Below are 24,847 nucleotides of genomic sequence, written 5' to 3' on the forward strand. Positions count from 1 at the left end.
ATGCTCCTGTCTTTCAGGCTGCACATAGCGACCCTGTGACGCCTTGGCCAGAGAAAGCGCGCCTTGCCCAGATGCGGGCCATGGGATAGACCGCGCGCGGAACAGGTACACTCCCAAGGACGCCCCACATGGCCAAGCCCAAGAAACAGCCCCGCCCCAAGGCCGAAACGCCGAAAGGGTTCCGTGACTATTTCGGCGAGGAAGTCACGCAGCGCACCGAGATGCTGCGGACGATTGCGGGCGTGTATCATCGGTACGGGTTTGACGCGCTGGAAAGCAGCGCGGTGGAAACCGTCGAGGCGCTGGGCAAGTTCCTGCCCGACGTGGATCGCCCGAACGAAGGCGTCTTTGCATGGCAGGAGTTTGACGAGGGCGGAAATGGCGACTGGATGGCCCTGCGCTATGACCTGACCGCACCACTGGCCCGTGTCTATGCCCAGCACCGCAACGACCTGCCGACGCCTTACCGCCGCTATGCAATGGGTCCGGTCTGGCGCAACGAAAAGCCGGGGCCGGGGCGGTACCGTCAGTTCTATCAATGCGATGCGGATACGGTCGGAACCGCCTCGATGGCTGCTGACGCCGAGATCTGTGCAATGCTGGCTGACACGCTGGAAGAGGTTGGCATCCCGCGCGGCGACTACCTGATCCGGGTGAACAACCGGAAGGTTTTGAACGGTGTGTTGGAGGCGATGGGTCTTGGCGATGATCAAGCAGCACGAGACAATGTCCTTCGCACGATCGACAAGTTCGATAAGGTGGGTGAACAGGGTGTACGCGAGTTGCTGACCAAGGGTCGTCTGGACGCGTCGGGCGCGTTTATCGACGGCGTTGGCCTCAGCGATGACCAGGCAGACCCGGTTATCGCTTTCTTGACCTCCAAGGCCGTCGATACGGCCGGTACGCTGGCCAACCTCCGCATTGCTGTTGGTGACAGCGAGATCGGGGCGGATGGGATTACTGAACTGGAACAGATCGCTGAACTTCTCTCCGCTGGCGGCTACGGCCCTGACCGCATTGTCATTGACCCCTCCGTCGTACGTGGCCTCGGCTATTACACCGGTCCGGTCTACGAGGCCGAGCTGACGTTCGAAATCTTCGACGAAAAGGGTCGCAAGCGGCAATTCGGCTCGGTTGCGGGCGGTGGGCGCTATGACGATCTGGTCAAGCGGTTCACCGGGCAGGAAGTGCCCGCGACTGGCGTGTCCATTGGCGTCGATCGGCTGCTGGCGGCGCTGCGCGAAAAGGGCCGGATCAGCGCCCAGTCCAAAGGCCCCGTGGTCGTCACCGTCATGGATCGCGATAGGATGGCCGATTATCAGGCGATGGTGGCCGAGCTGCGCAACGCGGGCATCCGGGCCGAGGTGTATCTGGGCAATCCCAAGAACTTTGGCAATCAGTTGAAATACGCGGACAAGCGCAACTCTCCGGTTGCGGTGATCGAAGGCGGGGACGAGAAGGCAAAAGGCATCGTGCAGATCAAGGACCTGATCCTAGGGGCCAAAATCGCCGAAAGCGCCACGCTGGAGGAATGGAAAGAACGCCCCAGCCAGTTCGAAGTATCGCGCGCTGATCTGGTCGCGAAAGTGCGTGAAATTCTGGACAGTCAGGACTGACCCATGCCCAACCGTTCCCAGATACAGGCCCGTGCCGCGATGATGCGTGTCCGGTTCGAGGCTGCGGGCGCGCAGGTGGTGGATACGCCCCTGTTGCAACCCGCTGAAATGTTGCTGGACCTCTATGGTGAAGATATCCGCGCCCGTGCCTACGTGACCTCGGACGCGCTGCGGGGCGAGCAGATGCTGCGCCCGGATTTCACCCTGCCTGTTGTTCAGATGCACATGCGGGACGGGGCCGAGCCTGCGCGCTATACCTATTCAGGTGAGGTGTTCCGCCGTCAGGAACACGACCCGGACCGCTCGAACGAGTATATTCAGGTGGGGTACGAGGTTTTTGACCGCGATGATCCCGCTGGTGCCGATGCCGAAGTGTTTTCGCTGATGGCGCTGCAACTGCGCGGGCTGCCCCTGCGCGCAGCCACCGGGGATATCGGTATCCTGACCGCGGCTGTCGAAGGGCTTCGGACCACAGACCGCCGCAAGGCCGCGCTGATGCGGCACCTGTGGCGGCCGCGCCGGTTCCGTGCGCTGCTGGACCGGTTTGCAGGGCGTAAACCGGGGCCAGAAGGCCGTGATGCGCTTTTGGACGCGGACGACCCGATGGCGGTTGATGTTCCGATGATCGGCAAGCGTCGCGCGCCCGAGATTGCCGACAGGATCAAAGCCCTGCGCGAAGATCGCGCTGCGCCGCCGATCTCTGACAATGAGCTGGCCGGGTTGGAAACGCTGCTGAATGTGCGTGAAACCATGCCCTTCGCGCTGGAACAGCTGCGGGATGTGGCAGTGGATCTGCCGCAGATCACCCCGGCGCTGGACCGGTTAGAGGCGCGGATCGCCGCCCTGCAAGCGCGTGGTGTCGATGTCGCCCGACTGGATTTCGAAGCGTCTTATGGCCGGACATCGATGGAATATTATGACGGGTTTGTCTTTGGGTTCTACGCCGAAGGCCGTCCCGACCTGCCGCCCGTCGCCACCGGTGGGCGCTATGATGCGCTGACGCGCCGTTTGGGGGATGGGGCCGAAATCCCCGCGATCGGCGGCGTGATCCGCCCGGACCTGATGCTTGAAATCGAGGAGGCCGCGCTGTGAGTTTGAAACTGGGCGTGCCCTCGAAAGGCCGGTTGATGGAAAAGACCGTATCATGGTTCGAAAAACATGGCATCATGCTGTCCCGCAACGGCTCAGACCGGGAATATGCGGGTAGGGTTGACGGGATTGACGGCGTCTCGCTGGTTCTGTTGTCGGCGGGTGAGATTCCGCGCGAACTTGCGTCGGGCCGTATTCATCTGGGCGTCACCGGCATCGATCTGGTGCATGAGAAGCTGCCGCGCTGGGAACAGCAGGTCGAAGAGATTGCGCAGCTGGGCTTTGGCAAAGCCGATCTGATCATTGCCGCACCCGCCTGCTGGGTCGATGTGGACACGCTGGACGATCTCGATGCGGCAGCAGCAGCATTTCGCAACACCCATGGCCACCGGTTGCGGATCGCCACCAAATATCACCGACTGGTGCGTGAGTTCCTGACCGACGCGGGCGTGGCCGACTACACTCTGGTCGACAGCCAGGGGGCGACCGAAGGTACGGTCATGAACGAAACAGCCGAGGCAATTGCCGATATCACCTCCTCAGGTGAAACCCTGCGGGCGAACCACCTCAAGGTCCTGTCGGATGGCCTGATCCTGCAATCGCAAGCCACATTGTGGCGCAGCCGGGTTGCAGAGGTAGACGCGGCGGACAAGGCGGTTCTGACGGAATTGCTGGATCGGTTGCAGTAATTACAACACACCGATATCCGCAAGGGCACGGTTCAGATCATCGGGCAGGGCGTCGTCCTGCGCGCGCCCTTTCGGCAGGTCGGCTGGTGTATCTTCGGGTTTCAGATACCGCCAACCCTGAAACGGGCGTTTCAAGGCGTTCTGGGTCCGATGTACGTTAGGGTCGAGCACGATGGCGCAGCGGCGGATACCGTCTTCGCCGATCACCTCATCCAGGCGCAGAATGCGCTGACGGCACTGTACGACACCCTTGATGACCCAATAGATTGATCCGCCATTCAGAATCTCGGCATCACGTTTGGGCCACATGCGGGTTACGTGGCGCGGATATCCGTCCTCATAAAGCGACATTCGGCTGTCCTGCCAAGCGATCAGAGAGTCCACGCTTTCCGAACCAACCGAAAGCTTGATGAGGTTCACGTACTTATCCACAGCTTTCCCACAGAGTCGTCCCTTTGCTATCTATCCATTGTAGCTCAGGATTGGCTTTCATCAAGGTGTAGTGGGTGTTAGTCTGGATACCTCTTTCAGCACAGGGAATCACCAATGAGCCGCTTTGCCGCCCCCATCGCCGAGCAGATCTGGGACATGAAATACCGCTTTAAACAGGCGGATGGCACGCCCATCGATCAGACGGTTGAAGACAGCTGGCGACGCATCGCCCGTGACCTCGCGCGGGTCGAGGACAACCCAGATCATTGGGAAGACAGGTTCTACGAGGCACTGGAAGATTTCAAATATCTGCCCGCCGGGCGCATCACTGCTGGCGCAGGTACCGCGCGGCAGGTGACGCTGTTCAACTGTTTCGTCATGGGAACCATCCCCGACAGCATGGGTGGTATCTTTGACATGCTGAAAGAGGCCGCGCTGACCATGCAGCAGGGGGGCGGGATCGGCTATGATTTCTCGACCATCCGCCCGCGCGGCGCGGATGTGAAGGGCGTGGCGGCAGATGCTTCGGGCCCGCTCAGCTTTATGGATGTGTGGGACGCAATGTGCCGCACGATCATGTCCGCGGGCTCGCGCCGGGGGGCGATGATGGCCACCATGCGCTGTGACCATCCCGATATCGAACAGTTCATCACCGCCAAATCTGACCCGGCCCGCCTACGCATGTTCAATATGTCGGTGCTGGTGACCGATCCCTTCATGGAGGCGGTCAAGGACGACGGCCCGTGGGAGTTGCAGTTCGACGGCAAGATCTATCACACCGTTCAGGCGCGTGATCTGTGGAACAAGATCATGCAGGCCACGTATGATTATGCCGAACCGGGCGTGATCTTCATCGACCGCATCAATCAGGCCAACAACCTGAGCTATGTTGAAACCATCGCCGCGACGAACCCCTGTGGCGAGCAGCCTCTGCCGCCTTACGGGGCTTGCCTGCTTGGCTCGATCAATCTGGCGCGGCTGGTTGCCGAACCGTTCGGGGATGCCGCGCATCTGGATGAACCGGCATTGCAGGAACTGGTCGCGACAGCCGTGCGCATGATGGATAACGTCGTGGACGCCTCGAAATTCCCGCTGGCCGAGCAAGAGGCGGAAGCGCAGGACAAGCGCCGCATCGGGCTGGGCGTGACGGGTCTTGCGGATGCGTTGCTGATGCTGGGCCTGCGCTATGGGTCCGACGAGGCGGCGCGCCAGACGGAACGCTGGTTGCACGCAATCGCCCGCGCCGCATATCTGGCCTCGGTCGATCTGGCTAAGGAGAAAGGCGCGTTCCCCCTGTTCGACGCTGAGAAATATTTGGCCAGCGGCACGATGCAGCAAATGGATGACGACGTCCGCGATGCGATCCGCGAACATGGTATCCGCAACGCTCTGCTGACCTCGATTGCGCCCACGGGCACGATTTCGCTTTATGCCGGGAATGTGTCGTCGGGGATTGAACCGGTCTTTGCCTATGCCTACACCCGCAAGGTTCTGCAAAAAGACGGCTCGCGAACCGAGGAAGAGGTTGTGGATTACGCCGTTCAGATGTGGCGCGACAAGTTCGGCGACGCAGCGCTGCCCGACTATTTCGTCAATGCCCAGACCCTGACACCCCTTGATCATGTCAAGATGCAGGCGGCGGCGCAGAAATGGATCGACAGCTCGATTTCCAAGACCATCAACTGCCCCGAGGATATCAGCTTTGACGCCTTCAAGGATGTCTACATGCAGGCCTGGGATCAGGGCTGCAAAGGGTGCACGACGTACCGGCCCAACGATGTGACGGGGTCGGTTCTGACCGTTTCGGAAAGCGACGACAAGGTGCCGGGGGAAAGCGCGAATGCGCCTCATGAAATTGAAAGCGGCGACGTCATCTACATGTCCGAACCGCTTGATCGCCCGCAATCGCTGGAGGGGTCGACCTACAAGCTGAAATGGCCCGATAGCGAGCACGCGATTTATCTGACCATCAACGACATCATCATCTCGGGCCGCCGCCGCCCGTTCGAAGTGTTCATCAACTCCAAGAACATGGAGCATTACGCCTGGACACTGGCGCTGACGCGGATGATCTCGGCCGTGTTCCGCCGGGGTGGGGACGTGTCCTTTGTGGTCGAGGAGCTGAAAGCCGTTTTCGACCCGCGCGGCGGGGCGTGGGTCAAAGGCAAGTATATCCCATCGATCCTGGCCGCGATCGGGGGCGTGATCGAACAGCACATGGTTGCCATCGGCTTTCTGGAAGGCGAGGGGATGGGGTTGAAATCCGACCCCCAGGCGCAAGTGGTGAACCTGGACGCGCCACGCGGCAAAGCCTGTCCGTCCTGTGGTCAGTATGACATGGTCATGATCGAAGGCTGCATGACCTGCCGCAGCTGCGGTCATTCCAAATGCGGGTAGATATGAGGCGCGACACGAAAGTCTGAACCGCCAGGCAATACGAACCCATTTCGGCGGTTTTGGCGCCCATAAACAAGGTCATTAGCGCCCACAACTCGCAAATCTAAGGATTTATAGGGAAACAAGGCGCCGGATCGTTGATCAACGGCGCCTTGTTTTTTGCGTGATTGGGAGTGTACGCAGAAGTCTTACGAGAATTGATGGCAACAAGCTTCAGAAAGCGATGACTACTGCGACTGCCGTCAATGTCCGAGTTGTGCAGGAAGCCGACCTTGCAAAGTTTGGTGGCCATCTCTGCTGTGCTGCTTCGTCAAATCAGACATATGAAAGCCGTTGCGTTAATGCTGGGTATCAGTGACAGATTGTAGCACGTTTATGCGAGTTTGGTTTCAGCAAAGAATACGATGAGCAGAGCAATTCCGACAAAACTGATACAAAGTTTGAGGGATGAGTTAGCATCCGCGATATCAGATTATAAGGCCTATGAAGTGCCGGGTGTCTGCGCACGATTGGGTTTGGCCGAAGGAAGCGAAGAAGAAGCGTTTCAGAGTAAGTACAAGTATGCGTCCAGCAGGTTGGCAGCAGTTGAGGTCGAACCACTCGTAAAAATGGCTCGTTCGCTTCTTCAAGAGATCGACGCTTTCAACCTCCTTGAGTTGGTAGATAAGATCGCGGATCTGGAACGGCCCGAGATTACTAGCATCACGCGCCGAAGATTAGTCAAACTGCTGACCGTGGGCCCACTGGTGAGTGAAGTTGATGATTTTACGTTTGTGGCGGCTGTCTTTCCACTGGAAAACATGTCCGCACCCCATCGAAATGATAATCGCACACTCGAAGAATACTTAATCCAACACACAATTCGAAACGATGATCTGACTCAACAGGAGTACTTGGAAGCTCTTGGGCTGCTGACTTGCTCCACCCGTTTGTTGTTTAGCTTTATCGAACAGCTCACCTCTGCCGAATATCAAAGTGAGGAACGCCAGAGGATACTATCTGGGAAGGTCGACGATTTGCTGCGCCATGATGGGTACACGCTGTCTGAAGCCGGAAGAATCTCAGGATCACCGATTTTCGAGGTAAACCCGCTGCCAGAAGGAAATCCGGCTGATATTGAGATCACGGCGACCTTGAGCACCTTTAACCCGGATCAAATTGGCGAAAGATGGCAAAGTGCACTCGACAGCAGGTCAAAAGACGCTGAACGCGCAATCACATTGGCCCGAACTCTATTGGAAGACGTTTGCAAGTGGATCTTGCACGAGGCAGGTGAAAGCTGGGAAGAAAAAGATGATCTTCCAGTTCTATACAAAAAACTCTCCAAGACGCTAAGGTTGGCCCCTGATGATTACACGGAACAAGTATTCAAACAGATTTTGAGTGGGTCACAATCGGTTGTGACGGCACTCGGTGCGCTCAGAAATAAGCTGGGAGATGCTCATAGTATTGGACCGAAGCGCATCAAACCAGCGGCTAGACACGCAGAGTTGGCCGTCAACTTGTCAGGTACTATGGCCACGTTTCTTGTTTCCACTTGGAACGCCAGGCAAGCAGAAAAGTAGAAACACAGATACTGGTTGGCAGGTTTGGCAATATGTTTAATCACCAAGATTTCCCCAGAAATCCCATCCAGCCTGAACGCTCGATTCTGCACTCACTCGGCTTCGAGCCAGTTTAGTCGATATCAATCTTGCGGCTCGGTATCAGTATGATAGCGTCCGTTATGGACGATTCAGCGGATTCTTGCGCAACCATTCTGAGCGTTTCTGTTGTATCAAAATTAGTTGTTTCGCGGACGTAGTTTGCTTGGGTGAAGCCACCCTGATGGCAGTTCGATACGCCCAATTGCGAGTTAGGTAAGAGGGCACCTCTTTGCTAAAATCATTGACAGATATTTTCAAGTCGGACGAGTTTCTACCGACTTCAGCAGTCTTTCCGGACATCGATAAAGATCGGTTGGCGAAGGACTTGGATCTGAGGTCTGAGGGAGCGTCCAGGGGTTCAGCAAATCAACCCGAGACGACTGCGAAGACGCTTGATCATGTAGAACTCAAAGCGATAGCGCGTGTGGAGGATCTTCGGCGCCGGGGACTTGAGAACTACGAGACCAACCGCCGAGTTTACGCTGAACGTTTGAACAAGGCGGTATCGGCCCGAATGCTTGTGGAAACAGAAGCAAGTGACTCAAAAGCAAAATTTGCTGAGGAAGTGACAAAATGGAAATCCATGATGGTCACCCCGCGAGAGCGGGTTCAAGAGACGTTCCGGTGGCGCAACAAGTTTAGAGAGATCAACCAGCTGGAAAGGCCTGCGAAGAACGCCTCCAGTTGGGTCGCTTTGGTCGGATTGTCGCTTGTTTTGATCATTTTGGAATCTGGTGGAAACGCTTATCTTTTCGCCCAAAAGAACACCTTGGGACTTTTGGGGGGGCTACTCGCGGCTCTTCTCGTTTCAGTGGGTAACGTATCCCTAAGCGTCCTTTTTGGGATGGGCACCAGATACATAAACTGTAAAGGTATCGCCAATCTCATTAAAAAATTCTTCGGCCTGGTTTTCTTCCTGTCATGGGTATTGTTTGCCCTGACTTACAACGCAGGTGTGGCGCATTTCAGAGATGCTGTAGAACGCATTGGTGATTGGCGCCAAGCGGGTGCCACAGCCATTGAGACCATGATCGAAAACCCCGTTGGTCTGTATACCATGGAATCTTATGTTCTGTTTATTTTAGGCTTGTTCATTTCGATCATGTCCTTCCTAAAAGGTTACAACCACTCAGACCCATACCCTGGTTATTCAAAAGTCGCACAGGATGTGATCGATGCAAGGGATGACTACGTCGAAAATCTTGAGGAATCTATTGAAACGCTGGCGGAGCATCGAGACGATGCTGTGAACGGCTTACGTGCGGCCAATGATGAGGTTCGCAGAAACATAAATGATTCAATTGATGCGCTTTATGGTCAAAAAGCTTTGCAATCAAATCTAAAGCCGTTCTTGGAACAGTGCGACATAGCCGCCAACTATCTCTTGTCGGTGTATCGGGACGCGAACAGAGCCGCGCGGAGTGAAGAGCCGCCTGAGTACTTCAACAAAGAATATGTCTTTGAGAAGTTCGAAACCGCTCAAGAAGACTTAACACGACGTCAGGAGGCGGAAGAGCAAGCCAAGGAAGTCTCAGAAATGGTGACGAAGTCGATCCATGAAATATTCGAAGTTTTTCATAAAGCCGTGAAATCACACTACGAAATAGATGAGCTAGAAGGCACATTTATCGACCGGGCTGAAAGAACTTCGTCTCGGAGTCTCACCCACGAAGGTGACCCGCCTCTCAAGGTGGTTACTGAAGAGAGGCATGTATCGTCATAATGGCAAGAAAACGAAGTTACTCCAAACGCCGCCGAACTAGCCGCAGAAAGGGTGCCAAGGCGAACAACCTTATTTGGGGAATAGTTATTGTCGCGTGTATTGGATTGGTGGCCGGTATAGGCTTTATTTCCCAAAAGCTCATCGCAAAAGCGACAGTTGACGAGGTAACGCTGTGCCATGCTGAAGGCGTCCATAATGTAGTCTCAATTCTTCTGGATTTGACAGATCCATTGAGCGAAACCCAGCAAGCTCGACTAAAGACGATTATCGCCCGAGAGGTGAGTGAAGCATCCGTTGATACAATGATTGCCTTAGGCGTCGTGAGCGAAGCGAGCGGCAACTGGGGTGCGAAATTCGCAAAGTGCAAGCCCGCGACTGGTGTTGATGCCAATGGTCTTTACGAGAACCCGACAATAATCGCAGAACGGTATGAGCGCGAGTTCACTGTTCCTATTCAGGTCACGTTGGAGTCAATGATGTCTGGTGAGAAAGAGAATCAATCTCCAATAATGGAAGCGCTTCAGTCCCTTGTCTCCGAAACTCCTTACTTTTCAGACACAGGTGGCAACCGAAAGATAATCGTTGTGTCGGACATGCTCCAACACAGTGATAATTTGAGCTTCTACCGGAACCAAGGATGGGACTATTTTGTGCAACAAAATGGCCCGCAAAGGCTGGCTGGAAACCTCTCAGGTGTCGCCATTCAAATCCTGCGCGTACCAAGACTGGCTGCTAGCACACCTTCAAATGATATCGTTGAAGATTTTTGGGTGAGGTATTTCGACAAACAAGGCAGTCGCCCGCCTAGTGTTACTTCCTTGGGGGACCTTTGAAATGGTGTTGAGAACTTCCAAGCTTCATGATGTGGCGCCACGTGAAAACCTGGACCGAATTGCGTTCATGTTGGCCTTCGTTCTTGGGATATTCGGAGGCGTTTTTCTAAAAGTCATAGGAGCTCACCCGTTCGTTGCGGCGGGATATTCAGCTGCGGTCTTGGCAGCATATGCGTTTGTCGCTTGGGCCGGCGGCCGCCTCAAAATCGAGCCCGAAGCCATTGGTGACAACTGCTATTACCTTGGATTTCTGTTTACCTTGGCTAGTTTGGCGTTCACTCTTTATCAGATGGCTGATCCCGCAACCAATCAGGGCAAGCCAATAGCCATTCCAGAAGTTATTTCTGGATTTGGCGTAGCATTGTCGTCAACGATTGTTGGCGTTTTTTTGCGGGTTCTTCTTATGCAGATGCGTCCAGATTTTGTCGCTAAGGATCGCGCAGTTCGTGCCGATCTCAATCGGGCGTACGCCGAATTTCGCAAAGATCTCTCCGGTACGATGTCGCAGATGAAAGCATTTTCTACCGAGTCCATTCAAATGGCGACGGAACGAGACAATCGACTTCGAGATGCAACTGAAGACTTTGTGAAAGATCATCAGGAGGCGTTGCAACAATCAGCTGACACATTGGCTCAAAACATCGAGAAGTCCTTCTTAGAGGCGTCCAAGAGAGCAATAGACGACATTGCCGCGTCAATTCGAGAAACCAATCAAGAAAACCAGGCTGCACTCATTGACCTGGTGTCTGAAATTCAGAGCCTCAAAAACCGTTTGAATGAGCAAGAAATCCAGTCCTTCGAGGAAATCCAAAACCGCCGGAAGCGATTAAATGCCGAACTAGAGACTGCCGAAAAGCGGCTTAAAGCTCATGATGAAGCGATGTTGGCAAACATCAAAATCACACGCCGTACCGCAGACGCGATGGAAAAGAGGATTGTGCCTGCTTTAGACCGTTTCAAGGAAAGGTTGGACGAGTTGCCTAAGGACGCAGTTTTTGAGCAAGGCGAGTCCAGGCAAACCGCCTCGACGGAAGATCTTGAGGCGGTTGTGGAAGAGTCATTTACTGTCACGCCAGTAAGGCCCCGGTTTTGGGGCACGAAGAGGTCTGATACTTAGTGTCCAGTGTTCAACAGTCGGATCGCAACTACCGTCGCGGTGCCATCATGGGGCTCACGATGGCAGAAGCCTTTATTTTGATTGCCTTTGCGCTTCTTCTCTTGTTTGCCTTCTGGCAATGGGAGGAAGAAAAGAAGAACACCCCAGATGTGAATGCATTCAGGCAACTGACAGAGGTGCAAAGGCAAACTGTACTGGCCTCTATCAATGATGGGTCAATTGATGCATTCGTAGCGCTTAAGGAAAACGGCATGGATTTTTCCACGCCATCTAGCATTGAAAATCCTCAAGAAAAGTGGCGGTTCATCGACGAAGACGATTTGCGGCGCCTGACAGATGCCGCGGCAAGCCTGCCTGAAGATATCCAAAGGGATCTTGCAGATCTTGTCGAAGCGGGGCAGGCAAAAAAGCTGTTGCAGGAAATGGCCGTCCTTGATGACCTGATTAAGGCTGGTCAGACATTGGAGGGGATATCAGGGAAGATCAGGGACGCTGAAGCCCAAGAAGCGGCACTTGTCGGAGCATTGAAATCAGAGCTTGGCAGTGTTGTTGCCAACATTGGCGGCCATATAGATGATACAGGTGCAATAATCCTTCCCGACAGGGTGCTCTTTGACCAGGGGAAAGCAAATATTACCCCAAGCTTGGGTAAGTTTCTAGCAGACGCTTGCCAGCCTTGGCTGTCTACTCTCCGCAATTCAGGTGTCGATATCGCGGAAGTAAAGATTGAAGGCCATGCCTCGTCAGAATGGCGGAGTAATTCATCGCCGCGGGAAGCCTTTCTGGGAAACTTGGACCTTAGTCAACGAAGGTCACAAGCTGTCCTACGTACCTGCTTGGACTTCGTAAGAGACGCCGAACTTCTGGAATGGTCCAGGAAACACCTGATTGCAGTTGGCTACTCGTCAGTTCGCCCAATACTTCGTGAGGATGGACAAGAAGATCAAGCGTCTTCGCGCAGAGTGGTATTCAGTGCTACACCAAATAGGCAGTCCTTGATTGAAGAGATCGAGACGGAAGCAAAAACTGCACGTTACGACCGGTCGCTGTTTGGTGGTTGGTCCGACGACGATGGTGACTGTCAAAACACTCGACAAGAAATTCTGCAAGAGATGTCGACAGGGGCCGTAACTTTATCGCAGAACGATTGTACAGTTATTCGAGGAAAGTGGGTCGATCCTTATACTGGCAATGCTCAGACTATCGCGCAGAATGTAGAAGTTGACCACTTAGTTCCTCTGAAGTGGGCGTGGGATCGAGGGGCTCACTCATGGCGTGATGAAAAAAGATCCGACTTCGCCAATGATCCGGCCAACTTGTTTGTAGTGTCGAGCTACGTCAATCAAGACAAAGGAGCCAATGGGCCGCTTGATTGGCTTCCACCACTAGGCGGGTTTCATTGTGAATACGTAACTAGGTTCGTTCGTGTGACGCAAAAGTACAATCTTGAGATTTCTGAACGTGAGCAAAATGAAATTGAAGCGCTGCGAGCGAGTTTGTGTGAGTAGGTGGCATTAATGACGACTGGTACAACGCTCTCGGCGGCAGGAGAGCCGGATAACGGCATCAGGAATAGTTATTTCGCGGTCTGAGTACGGAAGGTCAGGGGAGGTATTGTGGTAATTCTTGATGCACCCCAGGAGCTATTGGATGACTTTAAGAATCATGAAATGTCCGAAGGGACTTGGACGCAGATTTCGTTTTGATTGTTCCAATCCCGAGTCCTCTGCATTGTAGTTCCAAACCCACCGCTCCCTTAGGAGATTGATTGCAGAAATAGAAGGCAAAACCCTGTAACCGCCCAATTCCGAACACTTTTAGCTTACAGATAAGTCGGCAATAAACACCTCATGGAGCTCCTAATTTTGAAGACCCTATTTATCTCAGCCGCGGCACTGGCAATGAGTGCAATGGCAGCACATGCAGAAATTTGTTTTTTGGAGATAGATGGAACGATTGAGATGCAAGGGCCATGTGTTTTTGACCCTATGGGTGATGGCGACTTCTTTGCGGCTGATGAAGACGACCGCTCGGCCTTTGTATATTTCTACTTAGAAGATACGGGGATTGGCATCGCTGCGTGGAGTGACCGAGACAGCAGAGCCAATTCGATGCTGGGTACTCTGTATCGTGATGGTGCATGCTGGCAAAACTCAGAAGTGACTCTGTGCGCTTGGGACTCATAATCCTCAATGAAGAAAATTGAGTATCTCAACCTGCCAATTATTGTCGACTTCGTTGAGTGGTTGGCAAGTTCATCTGAGACGATCCGCTGTGACCTTCGCGTGCGCCATTCCCCCAAGGTTCCAGGTGGTATCCAAGCTGACTGTGTTGGATTGCAAGACATACTTCGCCACTACACTTGGAAAGCGTCATGGAACAATGAAAACCAAGCGTTCAAGTCTTCTGATTGGCAATCCACACAGCGGTCACTTCATGCAATGTCGGCGCTTCTCAAGGCTTCGGTTGCTTCCGATGATCAACAAAGGGTCTTGCGTGCCTGCCTCAGCATTTTGGATTGGGGAGGAGATCGAAACCCCAGAAACGGTGCAGGTCCCAAACTCAAAGCACTGGCGAACGAAAGCGATCTCGTCCGGTATCTGAAGTCTTCAAAACAGGTGTTTGATTTGGACAGTTGCGATCTCGATCAACTGGGCGCCCTAAAGTACGCCGGGTCAATGTGGACAAAGATATACGCTCTTCATTCGAGCGACGGGTTGCCCATCTATGATTCCAGAGTAGGTGCAGCCATAGCAGCGCTCGTTGAAGTGTTTAGGTGCCAATCCCGGCAATCCTGGAAGCAGGTTCCCGAGGTATTGAGGTTCGGGATTGAGAGATACAAAAACAGAAGTGTTGAGCGGCTGAACCCAGAGGGCATCCGTCCCGCATATTTTCGCAGAACGTCCAAAAATTTTGCAAAAGAGTGGTCTTCGGCAACAGTGCGGCTGGCGTGGCTCATGCAAGCGGTGCTGGAAAATCAGCCGTCCCTGTACGCCTCCGAAGGAACACACCTGAACAGAATGCACGCGTTTGAAGCTACGTTGTTCATGATTGGATACGACCTTCAATCGCTTAGGGGGAACTTGTCGTAGGCGAGCGCCAAACCCGCTTTTCACGTTTGAAAACACAAGAAATCAGGAGCCTGAAAAACTTCAATGTGTTCTTAATTCGGCGAAATTTTTCGCCGCACGACTGCAAAGGAATAGAGAATTGCCGAGCTTTTTTATCAAGCCAGTATTTTGGAATACCTCAGGGTATGAAAGGCCATCAGGGGCACAAGCCACGTCCGGGTTTCCAAAAGAACATGGCTTCGGGCATGAAGAATGGAACAACTCGGAGAGAATGGTATTTTCCGAAGACGGTGTGCAATACCGTGCGTTTCATACTGAACAGTTTCGAAACGCTAAACCCGAACCCTCTGCGTCATTCGTCTTTCTCATTGCCTCCCATCATGGCGTCCAAGATTTGGTTGGCATCGCGGGAAACGCCACCTGCTTGATTGATGAAAAAACTCGACGCAAAAAATTGGCTAAGAAACTGAATCTTGACAACCTATGGCTTCAGGCTTGGGACGTTGACGTTGTCAGGAAACGCTTTTCGAACGATCAGGCTGCCTTTCGCAAGTGTTGGGAACCGGATGTCAAATGGATCCCAAACTGGATTTGCCCAACGGATATGTTCCTCTGGCTTGAAACACCGATCACCCTGAATGCCATGGACATTGTTAAGAAAAAACGCTTCATCACCATGTACAGTAGCTACCAAGGAATTGAAGCTGAGCAGGCTCTAGCGATCCTGGAATGCATACCTGAGCGAGATCGATCCTCGACTTGGCATCGGCTATATTCCACAATCCGTCGCTGCGATCCGTTGGCGCAAAGCAAAGACCTGAAGGAAATCAGGAAAAGGAAGAAAATCCCCAAGACGACCCGCGAAGCACTGGCGCAGGCCCGCATCGGACAGGGCGGGTTCCGCAGCGGCCTAGAAGAACGATGGGGTGCCAAATGCGCTGTCACCGGAAGCGGGGTTCGAGAGATTCTTCGCGCATCTCATATCAAGAGTTGGAAGTTGAGCAGCGATGAGGAGCGTCTGGACGTGAGCAACGGCCTGCTACTTTCGGCACATATCGATGCTCTTTTTGACAAGGGTCTTATCAGCTTCGACGGTGGCGGAGATATGCTGATTTCAAACCGCGTACCAGAAAGCGAGCGCGCGCTATTGGGCATCCCGGCGCCGTTGCAGGGTGAACTCACCAATACAGAACGCGAATACCTGTCATTTCACCGGAGAGCGTATGGTTTTGAAACCTGAGAACATCAGTTGATAGCTACAAAACATACGCATTTTGGGGATGAGACACTGGCATCAAGTCACTTCTCTTGATCTGGCTTTGGTTATGGCTCGCCGAGCAACGGGTGAACAGTTGCAGTCGAGGAAAGTCCAGAGTCAGTGCGCTTGACTGCAACTCATAGATGGAAGGATGAGCATTGAAAAAACAAGACTGGCTTGAAGCCAACAGGCCCGACGTTTGGCGTGACGTCATAAAAGCAACCCATGCCCCGCTTTTTGACGCGGAGTATCTTTTTGAGATGGGTGACATCTACCGGCGCGAATTTGCAGGTGAGAGCTTTGATGAGGATGGTGTCACAATCCCCGTCGTCCCATTAAGTGCCTGCCGTTTTTCCCAGGCCCCCGATATCTGCGCCGTCCGATCCGGTTTCGACCTTCCCTTGTTGGTCACGCCGAAGGAAAACTGGAATCGCAGGGTGGTTGCGTTTGTTTCCCAAGACCCGCTTCGGAAGGGAGATCATTGGCCCAGTGGATTATCGATGTCCACTCCGTAGGGTTTTTCCGCGCACAAAGTCGACAGTCGCGGCGGGAAAATCGTATGGCCGGTCGTCGAGTGGCTTTGCCGCAAGGGATACGGTGTCTACTTTACCGATGTCTGGAAGCTCTATGTCGAACCGGGCATTAGAGTTGCGCGGGATGCAATCACAAAAAAATTGGAACAAGATGTATTCTTGGGAGAAGTTGCCGAACTCGATCTCAAACTGGTAGTTGCTTTTGGCAATGCGGCATTTTTTGCTTTATCCAACGCCGGGATCCCTCTAATCGACCGCCACCCGCATCCGACTGCCTACGGCGCTTTGAAAAGGCACTACAATACGCCTGACGAGAAGTTCTCGACTATCCAGAACGCGATCATTGAGCAGATTGCCAACAAGCTTCGCTGAATTGGCGCGTTCGCTTAACCAGTCCACCCATTCTGCAATAGAGCTGTCCCCAGCCGCTTGTTTTCTGAATGCCTCTTTCAGGAGTTTGATAGCTTCTTCAAAGATCTGCTTCTCTAGGGAATCCTTTTCCGCTCCGAGCATCATTGCCTTTTTTCGTTCGCTTTTGGTCGCCTCGGGGGATATGGATTTTTCTAGCTGAGATTGATTGTCGTAGTATCGTGCCAACAGGTCCACCTCTGACCACTATACGGAGCACATACGATGACTGACAACAAGTTGGACTGGGATGAGATGACCGAGGCGATGGAAATCATGGCCAAGGCAGTCGGCGCTCATGTATCAGTTAAAAACAAGTTTGGTCGCCTACGGGTTGAATTCCCAGTACTCCCTGACAGCGAGGAGCATGCTAAAGCACTGTATACGTTTGCAGAATTGGTCGAGGCAGCGTCCTGAGCGGCCAATATTGTAGTCGAAAACTTGGGGGGGAGAAGTGATAAGATGTCTGACCAAAAAAACAAGAAATTCCAAATAGGTTTAACGGATGGAGCGGTCGGGTCACCTCCTGATTTCATTTCTGATCAAGATAGCACTAGTGATGAGTTCAAGGCATACAGCTCGGACATGAGTCCTGAGGAGGTCCATAGCTGGGCTCAGAAAGCTCAGCTCAGAATTGATCTGTTGGAAGGTGCGCTGCGTGATGCGCGAGACAATTTCGAGGATGTGGACCGGTCGTCAAATAATCAAGGTGCAGTCAGATCAGCTGCTGGCCGAGGTATCGATGAAACATACCGAGTCCTCAGCAATAGCGTTTGAAGTGAAGGCTCAAGGGTCGTTGTGGCGTTTCCTGCTATATCAGTTTCATGAGTTCGTCCCTGAACGCTTCAGCCGATGTGCGCCACCCGAGGCATTTTCTAGGCGTGTCGTTTTAGCGCTCTCAAATCGACTTCATATATCGGTTTGAGAGCGCGGCCACAGGCGTATCCCGCGGCAGATAACGGCGCGCCCGTTTGTTGAGGTTCTCAACAGATCCTTTTTGCCAGGGTGCTTACCGCGAAGTAGATAGATTTGAAGTAAGCGTTGCGTGACGGTCACCTTCCAGTCCTGTGCCTGATCTGAGATTCCGCCTTGGAGTGATTTCTTGAGGTGAGTTTCTCCATGGAGAGTACAAGAGAGTTTCTCATCGGGCTTGGCGTTATCTTCTCAGCTGATGGGAGGCGGCGGTGGCCGGATGATGTGAAGGCGCGGATTGTGGCGGAGACGCTGCTGCCGGCCGCGACAGTGAATGATGTTACTGCCAAATATGACTTGAAGCCGAACCATGTCTCGTCGTGGCGGCGGATGGCCAAAGATGGTGATCTTGTTCTTCCGGTTTTGGAGGAGGAAGCTGCGTTTGCGCCGCTGGTGGTTTTTGAGGATCCACCTTCGCCACCGGTCCCGGATGTCGCGCCTTCTTTGCAGCCCATCGAGATCGCGGCTGGAGACATCTTGGTAAAATTGGATGGGGCCACTCCGGCGATGCGGGTTGCTGAAATTGTCCGGGCGCTTGGGGTTGGGTCATGATCTTCCCCTCGAACCGGGTGCGGATCCTGGTGGCGACCAATCCGGTGGATTTCCGGAAAGGTCATGACGGGCTGTCAGCGCTGGTGCAATCGGTTCTGCGCAAAGACGCCTTCACAGGGACGGTCTTTGTGTTCCGTTCCAAACGCGCTGACAGGCTCAAGCTGCTTTACTGGGATGGGACGGGCCTCGTGATGGCGTACAAGCGGCTGGAAGATACCAGTTTTACCTGGCCCGCCATTCGGGACGGCGCGATGACGCTGAATCATGCCCAATTTGAGGCGCTTTTTGCGGGGCTGGACTGGCGCAAGGTGAAGGCTTTGGAAAGCCGTCCTCCGGCTGCGGCTGAATGAATCAGGGGCTCAATTGAGCCGCGTCAAACCTGGGCTTTCGTGCTATGCGGCGGCCACGTCCGACGCTGCCAATGACCTTGATTTGAGCCTGCTGCCGCCCGAGTTCCGGGCGCTGTTTGAGGCGCAGGCTGCGCAGGTCGCAGAGCTTAAGGAGATCAATAAAAGGCTTGAGCATCTGGTCGCGGAACTGAACCATGCGGTGCATGGCAAGAAGTCCGAGAAGCTGGATGAGGACAACCGGCAGCTCTTGTTCGAACATCTCGAAGTTGCTGTCGCCGAGGTTCAGGAACGCAAGGACACCCAGGTCACGGGTGAAGACACCCCAAAACGCAATCCCGTGGTGCGACGGAACCTGGGTAACCTGCCCGAGCATCTGGAACGCATCGAGCAGATTGTCGAACCCGACAGCTTGATTTGCCCCTGCGGGTGCGGGGAGATGCACATGATTGGCGAGGACCGATCCGAGCGTCTGGATATCGTGCCCGCCAAACTGCGCGTGATTGTCACCGTGCGCCCAAAATACGCCTGCCGTCATTGCACCGATGGAGTGATCCAGGCCCCGGTGCCAGCACGCCTGATCGAAAGGGCGCTGCCGACAGAGGGCACCATCGCGCATGTGCTGGTGTCAAAATATGCGGATCACTGCCCGCTGCACAGGCAATCCCAGATCCTGGCTCGTGCGGGCATCGACCTTCACCGGTCCACTTTGGCTGATTGGGTCGGCAAAGCAGCCTTCCACCTGGGACCGGTGGTGGACCGGTTGGGAGAACACCTGAAGACATCCACGAAGCTCTTCATGGACGAAACGACAGCCCCAGTGCTCGACCCCGGTCGCAAGAAGGCCAAAACCGGATACCTCTGGGCACTGGCGCGCGATGACCGGAATTGGGGCGGCGATGACCCGCCGGGCGTCGTGTTCTTCTATGCCCCCGACCGACGAGGCGAGAATGCGGAAAAGTTCCTCACCGGCTTCGATGGCATCCTCCAGATCGACGGCTACCCCGGATACAATCGCCTGACCCGCGCCACGCGCAAGGGCGGCGCACCCATCGTCGTGGCTCATTGTTGGGCGCACGCGCGCCGCAAGCTCAAGGAAATCCATGACCGCGACAAGTCCGAGATCGCAGCAGAGGGCCTGCGCCAGATCGCCCAGATCTACGCTATCGAGAGGGATATCCGAGGCACATCCCCCGGCCAGCGTCTCTCGGCCCGCAAGGCCCGATCCGCGCCTCTGGTCGCCGCCTTCGGCGAGTGGCTGCAAACTCAACGCACCCGCGTCTCGGCCAAGTCCCGACTTGGAGAAAAGCTCGCCTATATCGCCAACCACTGGGAGGGGTTGCAAACCTTCCTCAACGACGGACGCGTCGAGATCGGCAGCAACCAGGTCGAAAATCTGATCCGCCCGATTGCCCTAAATCGCAAAAATGCACTATTTGCAGGTCACGACGAGGGCGGCAAAGCCTGGGGCCGGATCGCCTCGTTGATCGAAACCGCAAAAATCAACAACGTCGAACCCTACGCCTATCTCAGGGCCACTCTCGAAGCCATCGCAGCAGGACACCCAAAGAACCAGATCGACGACCTGCTCCCCTGGAACTTCAAGCAGTCAAGCTAAGAACCCGACGGCCTTCAGCCACCGCTTACGATTTGAAGCCGTCGTGCAGCCGAAATAGCGGCCTCTGATGCGGCGTTCAACGTGGTTCAGATCGTTAGTGGCGGGATCGTGGATCGGCTGGCCGTTCGGCTCAATGTCATTTGCTGTGCCTACCATTTTGGCGGTATCTGAAGCGTGGTGCTATCGCACTCAATCCCCTCTGTTATTGAATAACAATTTGGACAGGCACTAAGGTTCGGACTTGGGTGTTGGTCTATCGATAACTACGAATTCTATTCCGGCTCTCAGAAAAGGTAGAAAGGTGTGTCAATGAAGCGGGTTGTCTTGGTACTGGCTGTTTTGGTGCTGGCGGGATGCGTGTCAACCGCGGTTCCGCCATCGGCACCCATCCCAAATCCCGGTCGCGCGAGTGCACAGGTCAGTTCACAGCAAGCACAAGTGAGATTTCAGCAGGTCGCCTCTCGAATTGAACCCGTCGCAGAAAGAGAATGTCGCCGCCAAACTCGGGGAGTGAATTGTGACTTTTCGATCCGAATAGATCCAAACAAAAAAGCACCCTCAAACGCGTATCAGAGTTTAAGCAAGTCTGGACGCCCCGTTATCACAATGACCCAAGCGCTGACACGAGATGTAAACAATACCGATGAACTTGCATTTGTTATGGCGCATGAAGCCGCGCACCATATTCAAGGTCATTTGGCGCAACGAGCTCAAAACGCAGCCGCTGGTGCGGTTATTTTGGCGGGTCTGGCAACAATAGCCGGGACTGGACCGAATGACATTGCCGCAGCACAAGACCTTGGAGCCTTTGTTGGTGGACGCAGCTATTCGAAGGACTTCGAGCTGGAAGCTGATCGGCTAGGCACGGTGATAGCCTACAAAGCGGGCTATGATCCACTCAAAGGTGCGCTCTACTTCGCACGAGTTCCTGATCCTGGTGATCGTTTTCTAGGGACACATCCTCCCAACGCTCAAAGATATTACGCAGTGCAAGATACTATGGCCCAGATCGGTCGTTGACCGTGGACAAGACGATCAGGGGTTCCGATCAATCGGACGGCCAACAACCCAATCTCAGCGCTGTTCGCTGAGGTGTCCGTCAGATCAAGTCTGAAGTTTTACATCTAATTGGACCTCAACCGTCATAAATATTTTGGATATGTTGCTGCGGTGCAGCGCGTCAAAGCAGCCGTTAACAGATCCCAACTTTGAAGTTGTCAGGTTGAAACCAAAGCTTCCCAATTTCTGTATCATCACTATCGGGTGCGGGATTTACCGTGCGAACCTTGAATGTGGTTGGGATGTTCACCGCATTCCCGAAAATCAATGCATGCTGCTTTGGCAACGACGGGAGACGCTTCATCACGTTTTCCGAGATAAATGGAGTCATCTGCCTGATGTGCGCCAGGTCATCTGGGTTCTGTATGCGGTGCACTACAAAGTTACTGCACTGCGACAGGACGGTTCGCGAAAGCTCACTTGGCCGTTGTGATGCCGCCAGAAGGAAAACGCCGTACTTACGGCCTTCCTTGGCGATCCTCTCAAAGATGCGGCTTGCATCAATAGCATACCGGGTGGGTTTTTGTGCGATGTACCGATGCGCCTCTTCCAAAACCATGTGCACGGGATACCGATTGCGCGGTGTGGCTCGCTTCAGCTTTTCGAACACCATTCGCGCGATGACAGCAGCCGCGATTTCAACAACCTCGTCGGCGGCGTCATTTAAATCAATTATAGTGATCTGCGCGGACTTGGCGACTGCTTCACCGACCCTTGAAAGGCCAATCAACCACTCAATGAACGTGTTCGGTGCCGCTTCTTCTGACGTCAGTCCTTTTGGATCGTATCGCAGAAAGGAGAACTCTTCGCGCTCAGCAACCCATTTGAATCGCGTGATCATCTGCGAGCAGTGGTCTCGAATTTGCCGGTTCCCGTGTGCCTCTTGATAGAGAAGAGCCAAATCCAAACATTCCGCCAACACATCAAAGCGGAACGGTTTGTTCTCGTATTTCGGAAATACGACGTCATCTTGGATAAATGATTCTAGGTGGTCGATGAATCTGCGTTCCCAATCACCCTGCTCCGGGAAGTTTCCAAACTTTGGATTCCAATTGTACTCACTCAACACGGATGCATTCAGATCATCGGTTCCAAAAGTGTTCAGAACCATCCAAGCCTTTTGGCGCTTAGAGACCGGGGAGTCACCGCCGGTGCCATGGAGGCATTCCTTCACACTCATCGCGTTGATATGGTTTCTGGTTTTCAGGCTTTCTTCGCCGTCCTCTGCAAGTATGGAAGAAAACGCAAGTGCCATCCGAAGAACAGGTTGCTGAGTGCGTTCGCTGGCCCGCAACAACAATTCCCATTCTTCAACCGACATGAACCAGTGAGGCAGTCGAAACTGGCACACAGTTTCGCCTTCAGAAATTTGCTCCAAACCTTCAGCAAGATCACCGGTATTGGCTCGTAGGTACAGGCGTTGAATTTTCTCGGGCAGCTTGGAGAATGCTGGACGGTACTCTCCGTTAACATCAAACAGAACAAAGGACGCACCACGAGCCGCGAATTCTTCAGGTCGCTCAAAAAGTGACTGTAGAATACTGGCTACGGTGCAGGATTTGCCGCTCCCCGTGTTGCCGAGAACTGCGCTATGGCCTCCAAAAAACTCGCCAACCTTTACCTTTACCGGATAGCCTTTGAACACAACGGAAGTTCCAACCTCCAAGACAACAGGAATTGTTCCTTGGTACTCGTTGCCTTCTCTGTCTTTCAGTGAAACAGCTCTGGATGTGTCTTCGACATAAAAAACCTTGTCCAAGTCTTCATCTCGGGCGTAGAGCGCGTCAGCGTAAAGAGGCGGAAAAACTGATACCCCAAACTCAAATTTGCGCGTCTCCCCTCCGCGGATCATTCCCAATGGCGCCAGATCGAGGAATTTCGCAGAGGCGGCCTTGTCCATTTCGCGCCCTTTGTCGTCCGGTCGGTTTGATTGGGGGTCTTTTTCCCAAAGCCCTGTTACCTCACAAACAACATATTCAGCCTGTACCGGAACGAGAATAAATGAACCAAGTCGGGCAACGTAATGCACATCGTCAAAGCCAACGACGGTAAAGTTGTCGTTTCCCCGGTGCAGTTCCACCACCAAACGGTCGGCGGAAACGCTGGTCACCTTGCCAACTACGCGTCCTTTGTCATCATCCGGCATCCGCTTCGCCTCCATCCTTTTTGCCAGCCAGAACGCCAAACGCTTTCAACGCTTTTTCAACAGCATGATCTGTCCGGTTACCGGGACCGGCGGGCAAGAAGTGCTCGACGATGGTCTTGAAGTAGTGAGCTTTCATTCCACCTTCTGGCCCTTCGCCCCAGATGAACCAAATGCGAGGGTCTTCCAGATTGCCCAAGGTTTTTGTGACCTCGTTCAAATCCGGGTCGCCGAAGATAACTAGGCGGAAACCTGGTATCGTCAGGGCTTGGAAAACAAGGTTGTTGACGTGTTCGTCACCGAAGCCGTACCCAGCTACGATCAAAACGCTTTGATCCTGAACAACTTGTTTCTGGAACTCTCTAAACAGATCGGAGTACGGCGCTCCAAACGAAGTGTTTTGCTTTGCCGGAGTGGGGTAAATCATAACCCGATGGTCCGCATCCGTTGCCGGAACATCTTGTAGAGCACGGATAGGAAAGAGGCCTTCCCCATCCTCCACCCAATTGATCGAACCATGAAGTTTGCAGAGATAAACGAAGCTATCGACTGCCGCCCAGCGTTTTGAAGTAATGTCCAGTTGTTCAGCGAGGGCATAACGGAATGTTGCCGGGTTAAGCCTTTGCTCCACAGAACCACTGAACCCATTGCAATATGGGATGCTTAGTCGATCCATTGCCCGTTCGCTAAACAGGTCATAGTTTGTTGTGAACACCCAAGGGCGTGGCAGCGTGCGGTCACGCAATACCAACCTTTGATAGAACTTCTGGTACAGGGCGAAGACAGGGTTTGAGTTTTCAGCTAGTTTTGGCTTGGAGCAGGCTTCCGTCACGTAGGTGATCACCTTACCAATGACACTCTCCAAATGCGTTTTGGCTGCTTTAATCGCTGATGAGTTCGATGTGTCGGCGAAAACCTTTGTAGCAAGCAGGACTTCCAAAAGCCGTTCGAGGTTTTTAGAGAACGCTTCGTCTTTAAGGTCAATGCCAAGAACGTTCGTTAGGGCTTCAATCTCTTCATTGGTAACGGATGCCTTAGCTTCGCCCCCGAAAAGGCCTTTGAAGCCAGCAGCAAGCGGAGCCATCGTTGGGATACCTTTTTCCTCGGCAGGCACCAAGTCCTCAAGTACCTCGTCTTTCTCCATCAGTGAAGAGCAGCCAGCACCGAACAGAAAAGAGAGGTTTCGCGCACCTAGCGCATCTGAAACCTGTTCTTGTACGATTGCCGAGCAGCTCGCCCAACTGGGTTTATCTTGTACGTCTTTGAGGGTATCAACTGCGCCCTTAATGAAATTCAATGACGGTGTTTCCTGGTCCGGTAATATCTGGTCCATCAATGCTTCAC

22 protein-coding genes and 1 pseudogene are annotated in these 24,847 nt (G+C 53.7%); 18 read left to right on the forward strand and 5 right to left on the reverse strand.

The genetic code is table 11. The features are described 5' to 3' along the window. The first annotated feature begins 128 nt into the window (after window positions 1-128). Genes hisS through hisG form a run of 3 tightly spaced genes read left to right on the forward strand, consistent with a single transcriptional unit; the run spans window position 129 to window position 3,394 of the window. Window positions 129-1,616 (forward strand): histidine--tRNA ligase, encoded by a 1,488-nt coding sequence (gene hisS, locus ACR0BK_RS16665; protein WP_480555517.1) that lies wholly within the window; start codon window positions 129-131, stop codon window positions 1,614-1,616. A 3-nt stretch (window positions 1,617-1,619) separates the two neighbouring features. After that, complete coding sequence (locus ACR0BK_RS16670) at window positions 1,620-2,708, forward strand: ATP phosphoribosyltransferase regulatory subunit (RefSeq protein ID WP_209598065.1); 1,089 nt, start codon at window positions 1,620-1,622, stop codon at window positions 2,706-2,708. After that, window positions 2,705-3,394, forward strand: coding sequence for an ATP phosphoribosyltransferase (hisG, locus tag ACR0BK_RS16675; protein ID WP_480505868.1), 690 nt, complete (start codon window positions 2,705-2,707; stop codon window positions 3,392-3,394). Before ACR0BK_RS16670 ends, hisG begins: the two co-directional genes overlap by 4 nt. On the opposite strand, the gene ACR0BK_RS16680 is transcribed toward hisG, so the two are convergent. Then, a complete protein-coding gene (locus ACR0BK_RS16680) occupies window positions 3,395-3,826 on the reverse strand; it encodes a DUF1489 family protein (RefSeq protein WP_480505870.1) in 432 nt (143 codons plus the stop codon). Window positions 3,827-3,940: 114 nt separating this feature from the next. Between ACR0BK_RS16680 and ACR0BK_RS16685 the strand changes: the two genes are divergently transcribed. From ACR0BK_RS16685 to ACR0BK_RS16725, 9 genes are all read left to right on the forward strand, one after another. Continuing rightward, window positions 3,941-6,223 (forward strand): adenosylcobalamin-dependent ribonucleoside-diphosphate reductase, encoded by a 2,283-nt coding sequence (locus ACR0BK_RS16685; protein ID WP_480555518.1) that lies wholly within the window; start codon window positions 3,941-3,943, stop codon window positions 6,221-6,223. A gap of 404 nt (window positions 6,224-6,627) precedes the next feature. Beyond that, on the forward strand, window positions 6,628-7,788 hold the full coding sequence (locus ACR0BK_RS16690; protein ID WP_226689775.1) for an abortive infection family protein: 1,161 nt from the start codon (window positions 6,628-6,630) through the stop codon (window positions 7,786-7,788). Between the two features lie 322 nt (window positions 7,789-8,110). Then, window positions 8,111-9,592: a hypothetical protein gene (locus tag ACR0BK_RS16695; RefSeq protein WP_480555520.1), complete on the forward strand. Its 1,482-nt coding sequence runs from the start codon at window positions 8,111-8,113 to the stop codon at window positions 9,590-9,592. Further along, a complete protein-coding gene (locus tag ACR0BK_RS16700; RefSeq protein ID WP_480555522.1) occupies window positions 9,592-10,425 on the forward strand; it encodes a hypothetical protein in 834 nt (277 codons plus the stop codon). The genes ACR0BK_RS16695 and ACR0BK_RS16700 overlap by 1 nt, the downstream gene beginning before the upstream one ends. A gap of 31 nt (window positions 10,426-10,456) precedes the next feature. Next, window positions 10,457-11,542, forward strand: a complete 1,086-nt coding sequence (locus ACR0BK_RS16705; protein ID WP_480555523.1) for a hypothetical protein — start codon at window positions 10,457-10,459, stop codon at window positions 11,540-11,542. Between the two features lie 59 nt (window positions 11,543-11,601). After that, window positions 11,602-13,050: a GmrSD restriction endonuclease domain-containing protein gene (locus tag ACR0BK_RS16710; protein WP_480555524.1), complete on the forward strand. Its 1,449-nt coding sequence runs from the start codon at window positions 11,602-11,604 to the stop codon at window positions 13,048-13,050. 393 nt (window positions 13,051-13,443) lie between these two features. Beyond that, window positions 13,444-13,728, forward strand: a complete 285-nt coding sequence (locus ACR0BK_RS16715) for a hypothetical protein (RefSeq protein WP_480555525.1) — start codon at window positions 13,444-13,446, stop codon at window positions 13,726-13,728. Between the two features lie 6 nt (window positions 13,729-13,734). Then, window positions 13,735-14,634, forward strand: a complete 900-nt coding sequence (locus ACR0BK_RS16720; RefSeq protein ID WP_480555526.1) for a hypothetical protein — start codon at window positions 13,735-13,737, stop codon at window positions 14,632-14,634. Next, window positions 14,594-15,853: an HNH endonuclease gene (locus ACR0BK_RS16725; RefSeq protein ID WP_480555527.1), complete on the forward strand. Its 1,260-nt coding sequence runs from the start codon at window positions 14,594-14,596 to the stop codon at window positions 15,851-15,853. The genes ACR0BK_RS16720 and ACR0BK_RS16725 overlap by 41 nt, the downstream gene beginning before the upstream one ends. 797 nt (window positions 15,854-16,650) lie before the next feature. Here ACR0BK_RS16725 and ACR0BK_RS16730 read toward each other — a convergent pair. Next, the gene (locus tag ACR0BK_RS16730; protein ID WP_480555529.1) at window positions 16,651-17,001 is read right to left on the reverse strand and encodes a hypothetical protein; all 351 of its coding nucleotides are present in this window, start codon (window positions 16,999-17,001) and stop codon (window positions 16,651-16,653) included. A 36-nt stretch (window positions 17,002-17,037) separates the two neighbouring features. Between ACR0BK_RS16730 and ACR0BK_RS16735 the strand changes: the two genes are divergently transcribed. Then, a complete protein-coding gene (locus ACR0BK_RS16735) occupies window positions 17,038-17,229 on the forward strand; it encodes a hypothetical protein (protein WP_480555530.1) in 192 nt (63 codons plus the stop codon). A 45-nt stretch (window positions 17,230-17,274) separates the two neighbouring features. Further along, entirely contained in the window at window positions 17,275-17,589 is a 315-nt protein-coding gene (locus tag ACR0BK_RS16740; protein ID WP_480555532.1) for a hypothetical protein, read from the forward strand. Between the two features lie 34 nt (window positions 17,590-17,623). Here ACR0BK_RS16740 and ACR0BK_RS16745 read toward each other — a convergent pair. Then, window positions 17,624-17,821 (reverse strand): annotated as a pseudogene (locus ACR0BK_RS16745) (IS30 family transposase); the annotation flags it as partial. Window positions 17,822-17,931: 110 nt separating this feature from the next. Here ACR0BK_RS16745 and ACR0BK_RS16750 point away from each other — a divergent pair. From ACR0BK_RS16750 to ACR0BK_RS16765, 4 genes are all read left to right on the forward strand, one after another. Then, window positions 17,932-18,336, forward strand: a complete 405-nt coding sequence (locus ACR0BK_RS16750) for a transposase (protein WP_480555533.1) — start codon at window positions 17,932-17,934, stop codon at window positions 18,334-18,336. Further along, window positions 18,333-18,686 carry an IS66 family insertion sequence element accessory protein TnpB gene (gene tnpB / locus ACR0BK_RS16755; protein ID WP_480555535.1) on the forward strand — a complete coding sequence of 118 codons (354 nt, stop codon included), beginning with the start codon at window positions 18,333-18,335 and terminating at the stop codon, window positions 18,684-18,686. Before ACR0BK_RS16750 ends, tnpB begins: the two co-directional genes overlap by 4 nt. 82 nt (window positions 18,687-18,768) lie before the next feature. Continuing rightward, window positions 18,769-20,301, forward strand: coding sequence for an IS66 family transposase (tnpC, locus tag ACR0BK_RS16760; RefSeq protein ID WP_480555558.1), 1,533 nt, complete (start codon window positions 18,769-18,771; stop codon window positions 20,299-20,301). 309 nt (window positions 20,302-20,610) lie between these two features. Next, entirely contained in the window at window positions 20,611-21,321 is a 711-nt protein-coding gene (locus tag ACR0BK_RS16765; RefSeq protein ID WP_480555536.1) for a M48 family metalloprotease, read from the forward strand. Window positions 21,322-21,493: 172 nt separating this feature from the next. Here the strand turns inward: ACR0BK_RS16765 and ACR0BK_RS16770 are convergent, their stop codons facing one another. Together ACR0BK_RS16770 and ACR0BK_RS16775 are read right to left on the reverse strand one after the other, a co-directional pair. Then, window positions 21,494-23,506, reverse strand: coding sequence for an ATP-binding protein (locus ACR0BK_RS16770; RefSeq protein ID WP_480555538.1), 2,013 nt, complete (start codon window positions 23,504-23,506; stop codon window positions 21,494-21,496). Next, window positions 23,496-24,836 (reverse strand): SIR2 family protein, encoded by a 1,341-nt coding sequence (locus tag ACR0BK_RS16775; protein ID WP_480555539.1) that lies wholly within the window; start codon window positions 24,834-24,836, stop codon window positions 23,496-23,498. Before ACR0BK_RS16775 ends, ACR0BK_RS16770 begins: the two co-directional genes overlap by 11 nt. Window positions 24,837-24,847 lie beyond the last annotated feature (11 nt).

It is taken from the genome of Ruegeria sp. AF1 (assembly GCF_056542125.1).

Excerpts from the sequence above, each read along its gene's own strand:
- hisS (WP_480555517.1), top strand. The coding sequence starts at position 129 with ATGGCCAAGCCCAAGAAACAGCCCCGCCCCAAGGCCGAAACGCCGAAA.
- ACR0BK_RS16670 (WP_209598065.1), top strand. The coding sequence starts at position 1,620 with ATGCCCAACCGTTCCCAGATACAGGCCCGTGCCGCGATGATGCGTGTC.
- ACR0BK_RS16685 (WP_480555518.1), top strand. The coding sequence starts at position 3,941 with ATGAGCCGCTTTGCCGCCCCCATCGCCGAGCAGATCTGGGACATGAAA.
- ACR0BK_RS16690 (WP_226689775.1), top strand. The coding sequence starts at position 6,628 with ATGAGCAGAGCAATTCCGACAAAACTGATACAAAGTTTGAGGGATGAG.
- ACR0BK_RS16700 (WP_480555522.1), top strand. The coding sequence starts at position 9,592 with ATGGCAAGAAAACGAAGTTACTCCAAACGCCGCCGAACTAGCCGCAGA.
- ACR0BK_RS16710 (WP_480555524.1), top strand. The coding sequence starts at position 11,602 with ATGGCAGAAGCCTTTATTTTGATTGCCTTTGCGCTTCTTCTCTTGTTT.
- ACR0BK_RS16715 (WP_480555525.1), top strand. The coding sequence starts at position 13,444 with ATGAGTGCAATGGCAGCACATGCAGAAATTTGTTTTTTGGAGATAGAT.
- ACR0BK_RS16720 (WP_480555526.1), top strand. The coding sequence starts at position 13,735 with ATGAAGAAAATTGAGTATCTCAACCTGCCAATTATTGTCGACTTCGTT.
- ACR0BK_RS16735 (WP_480555530.1), top strand. The coding sequence starts at position 17,038 with ATGACTGACAACAAGTTGGACTGGGATGAGATGACCGAGGCGATGGAA.
- ACR0BK_RS16740 (WP_480555532.1), top strand. The coding sequence starts at position 17,275 with ATGTCTGACCAAAAAAACAAGAAATTCCAAATAGGTTTAACGGATGGA.
- ACR0BK_RS16750 (WP_480555533.1), top strand. The coding sequence starts at position 17,932 with ATGGAGAGTACAAGAGAGTTTCTCATCGGGCTTGGCGTTATCTTCTCA.
- tnpB (WP_480555535.1), top strand. The coding sequence starts at position 18,333 with ATGATCTTCCCCTCGAACCGGGTGCGGATCCTGGTGGCGACCAATCCG.
- ACR0BK_RS16765 (WP_480555536.1), top strand. The coding sequence starts at position 20,611 with ATGAAGCGGGTTGTCTTGGTACTGGCTGTTTTGGTGCTGGCGGGATGC.
- ACR0BK_RS16770 (WP_480555538.1), bottom strand. The coding sequence starts at position 23,506 with ATGCCGGATGATGACAAAGGACGCGTAGTTGGCAAGGTGACCAGCGTT.
- ACR0BK_RS16775 (WP_480555539.1), bottom strand. The coding sequence starts at position 24,836 with ATGGACCAGATATTACCGGACCAGGAAACACCGTCATTGAATTTCATT.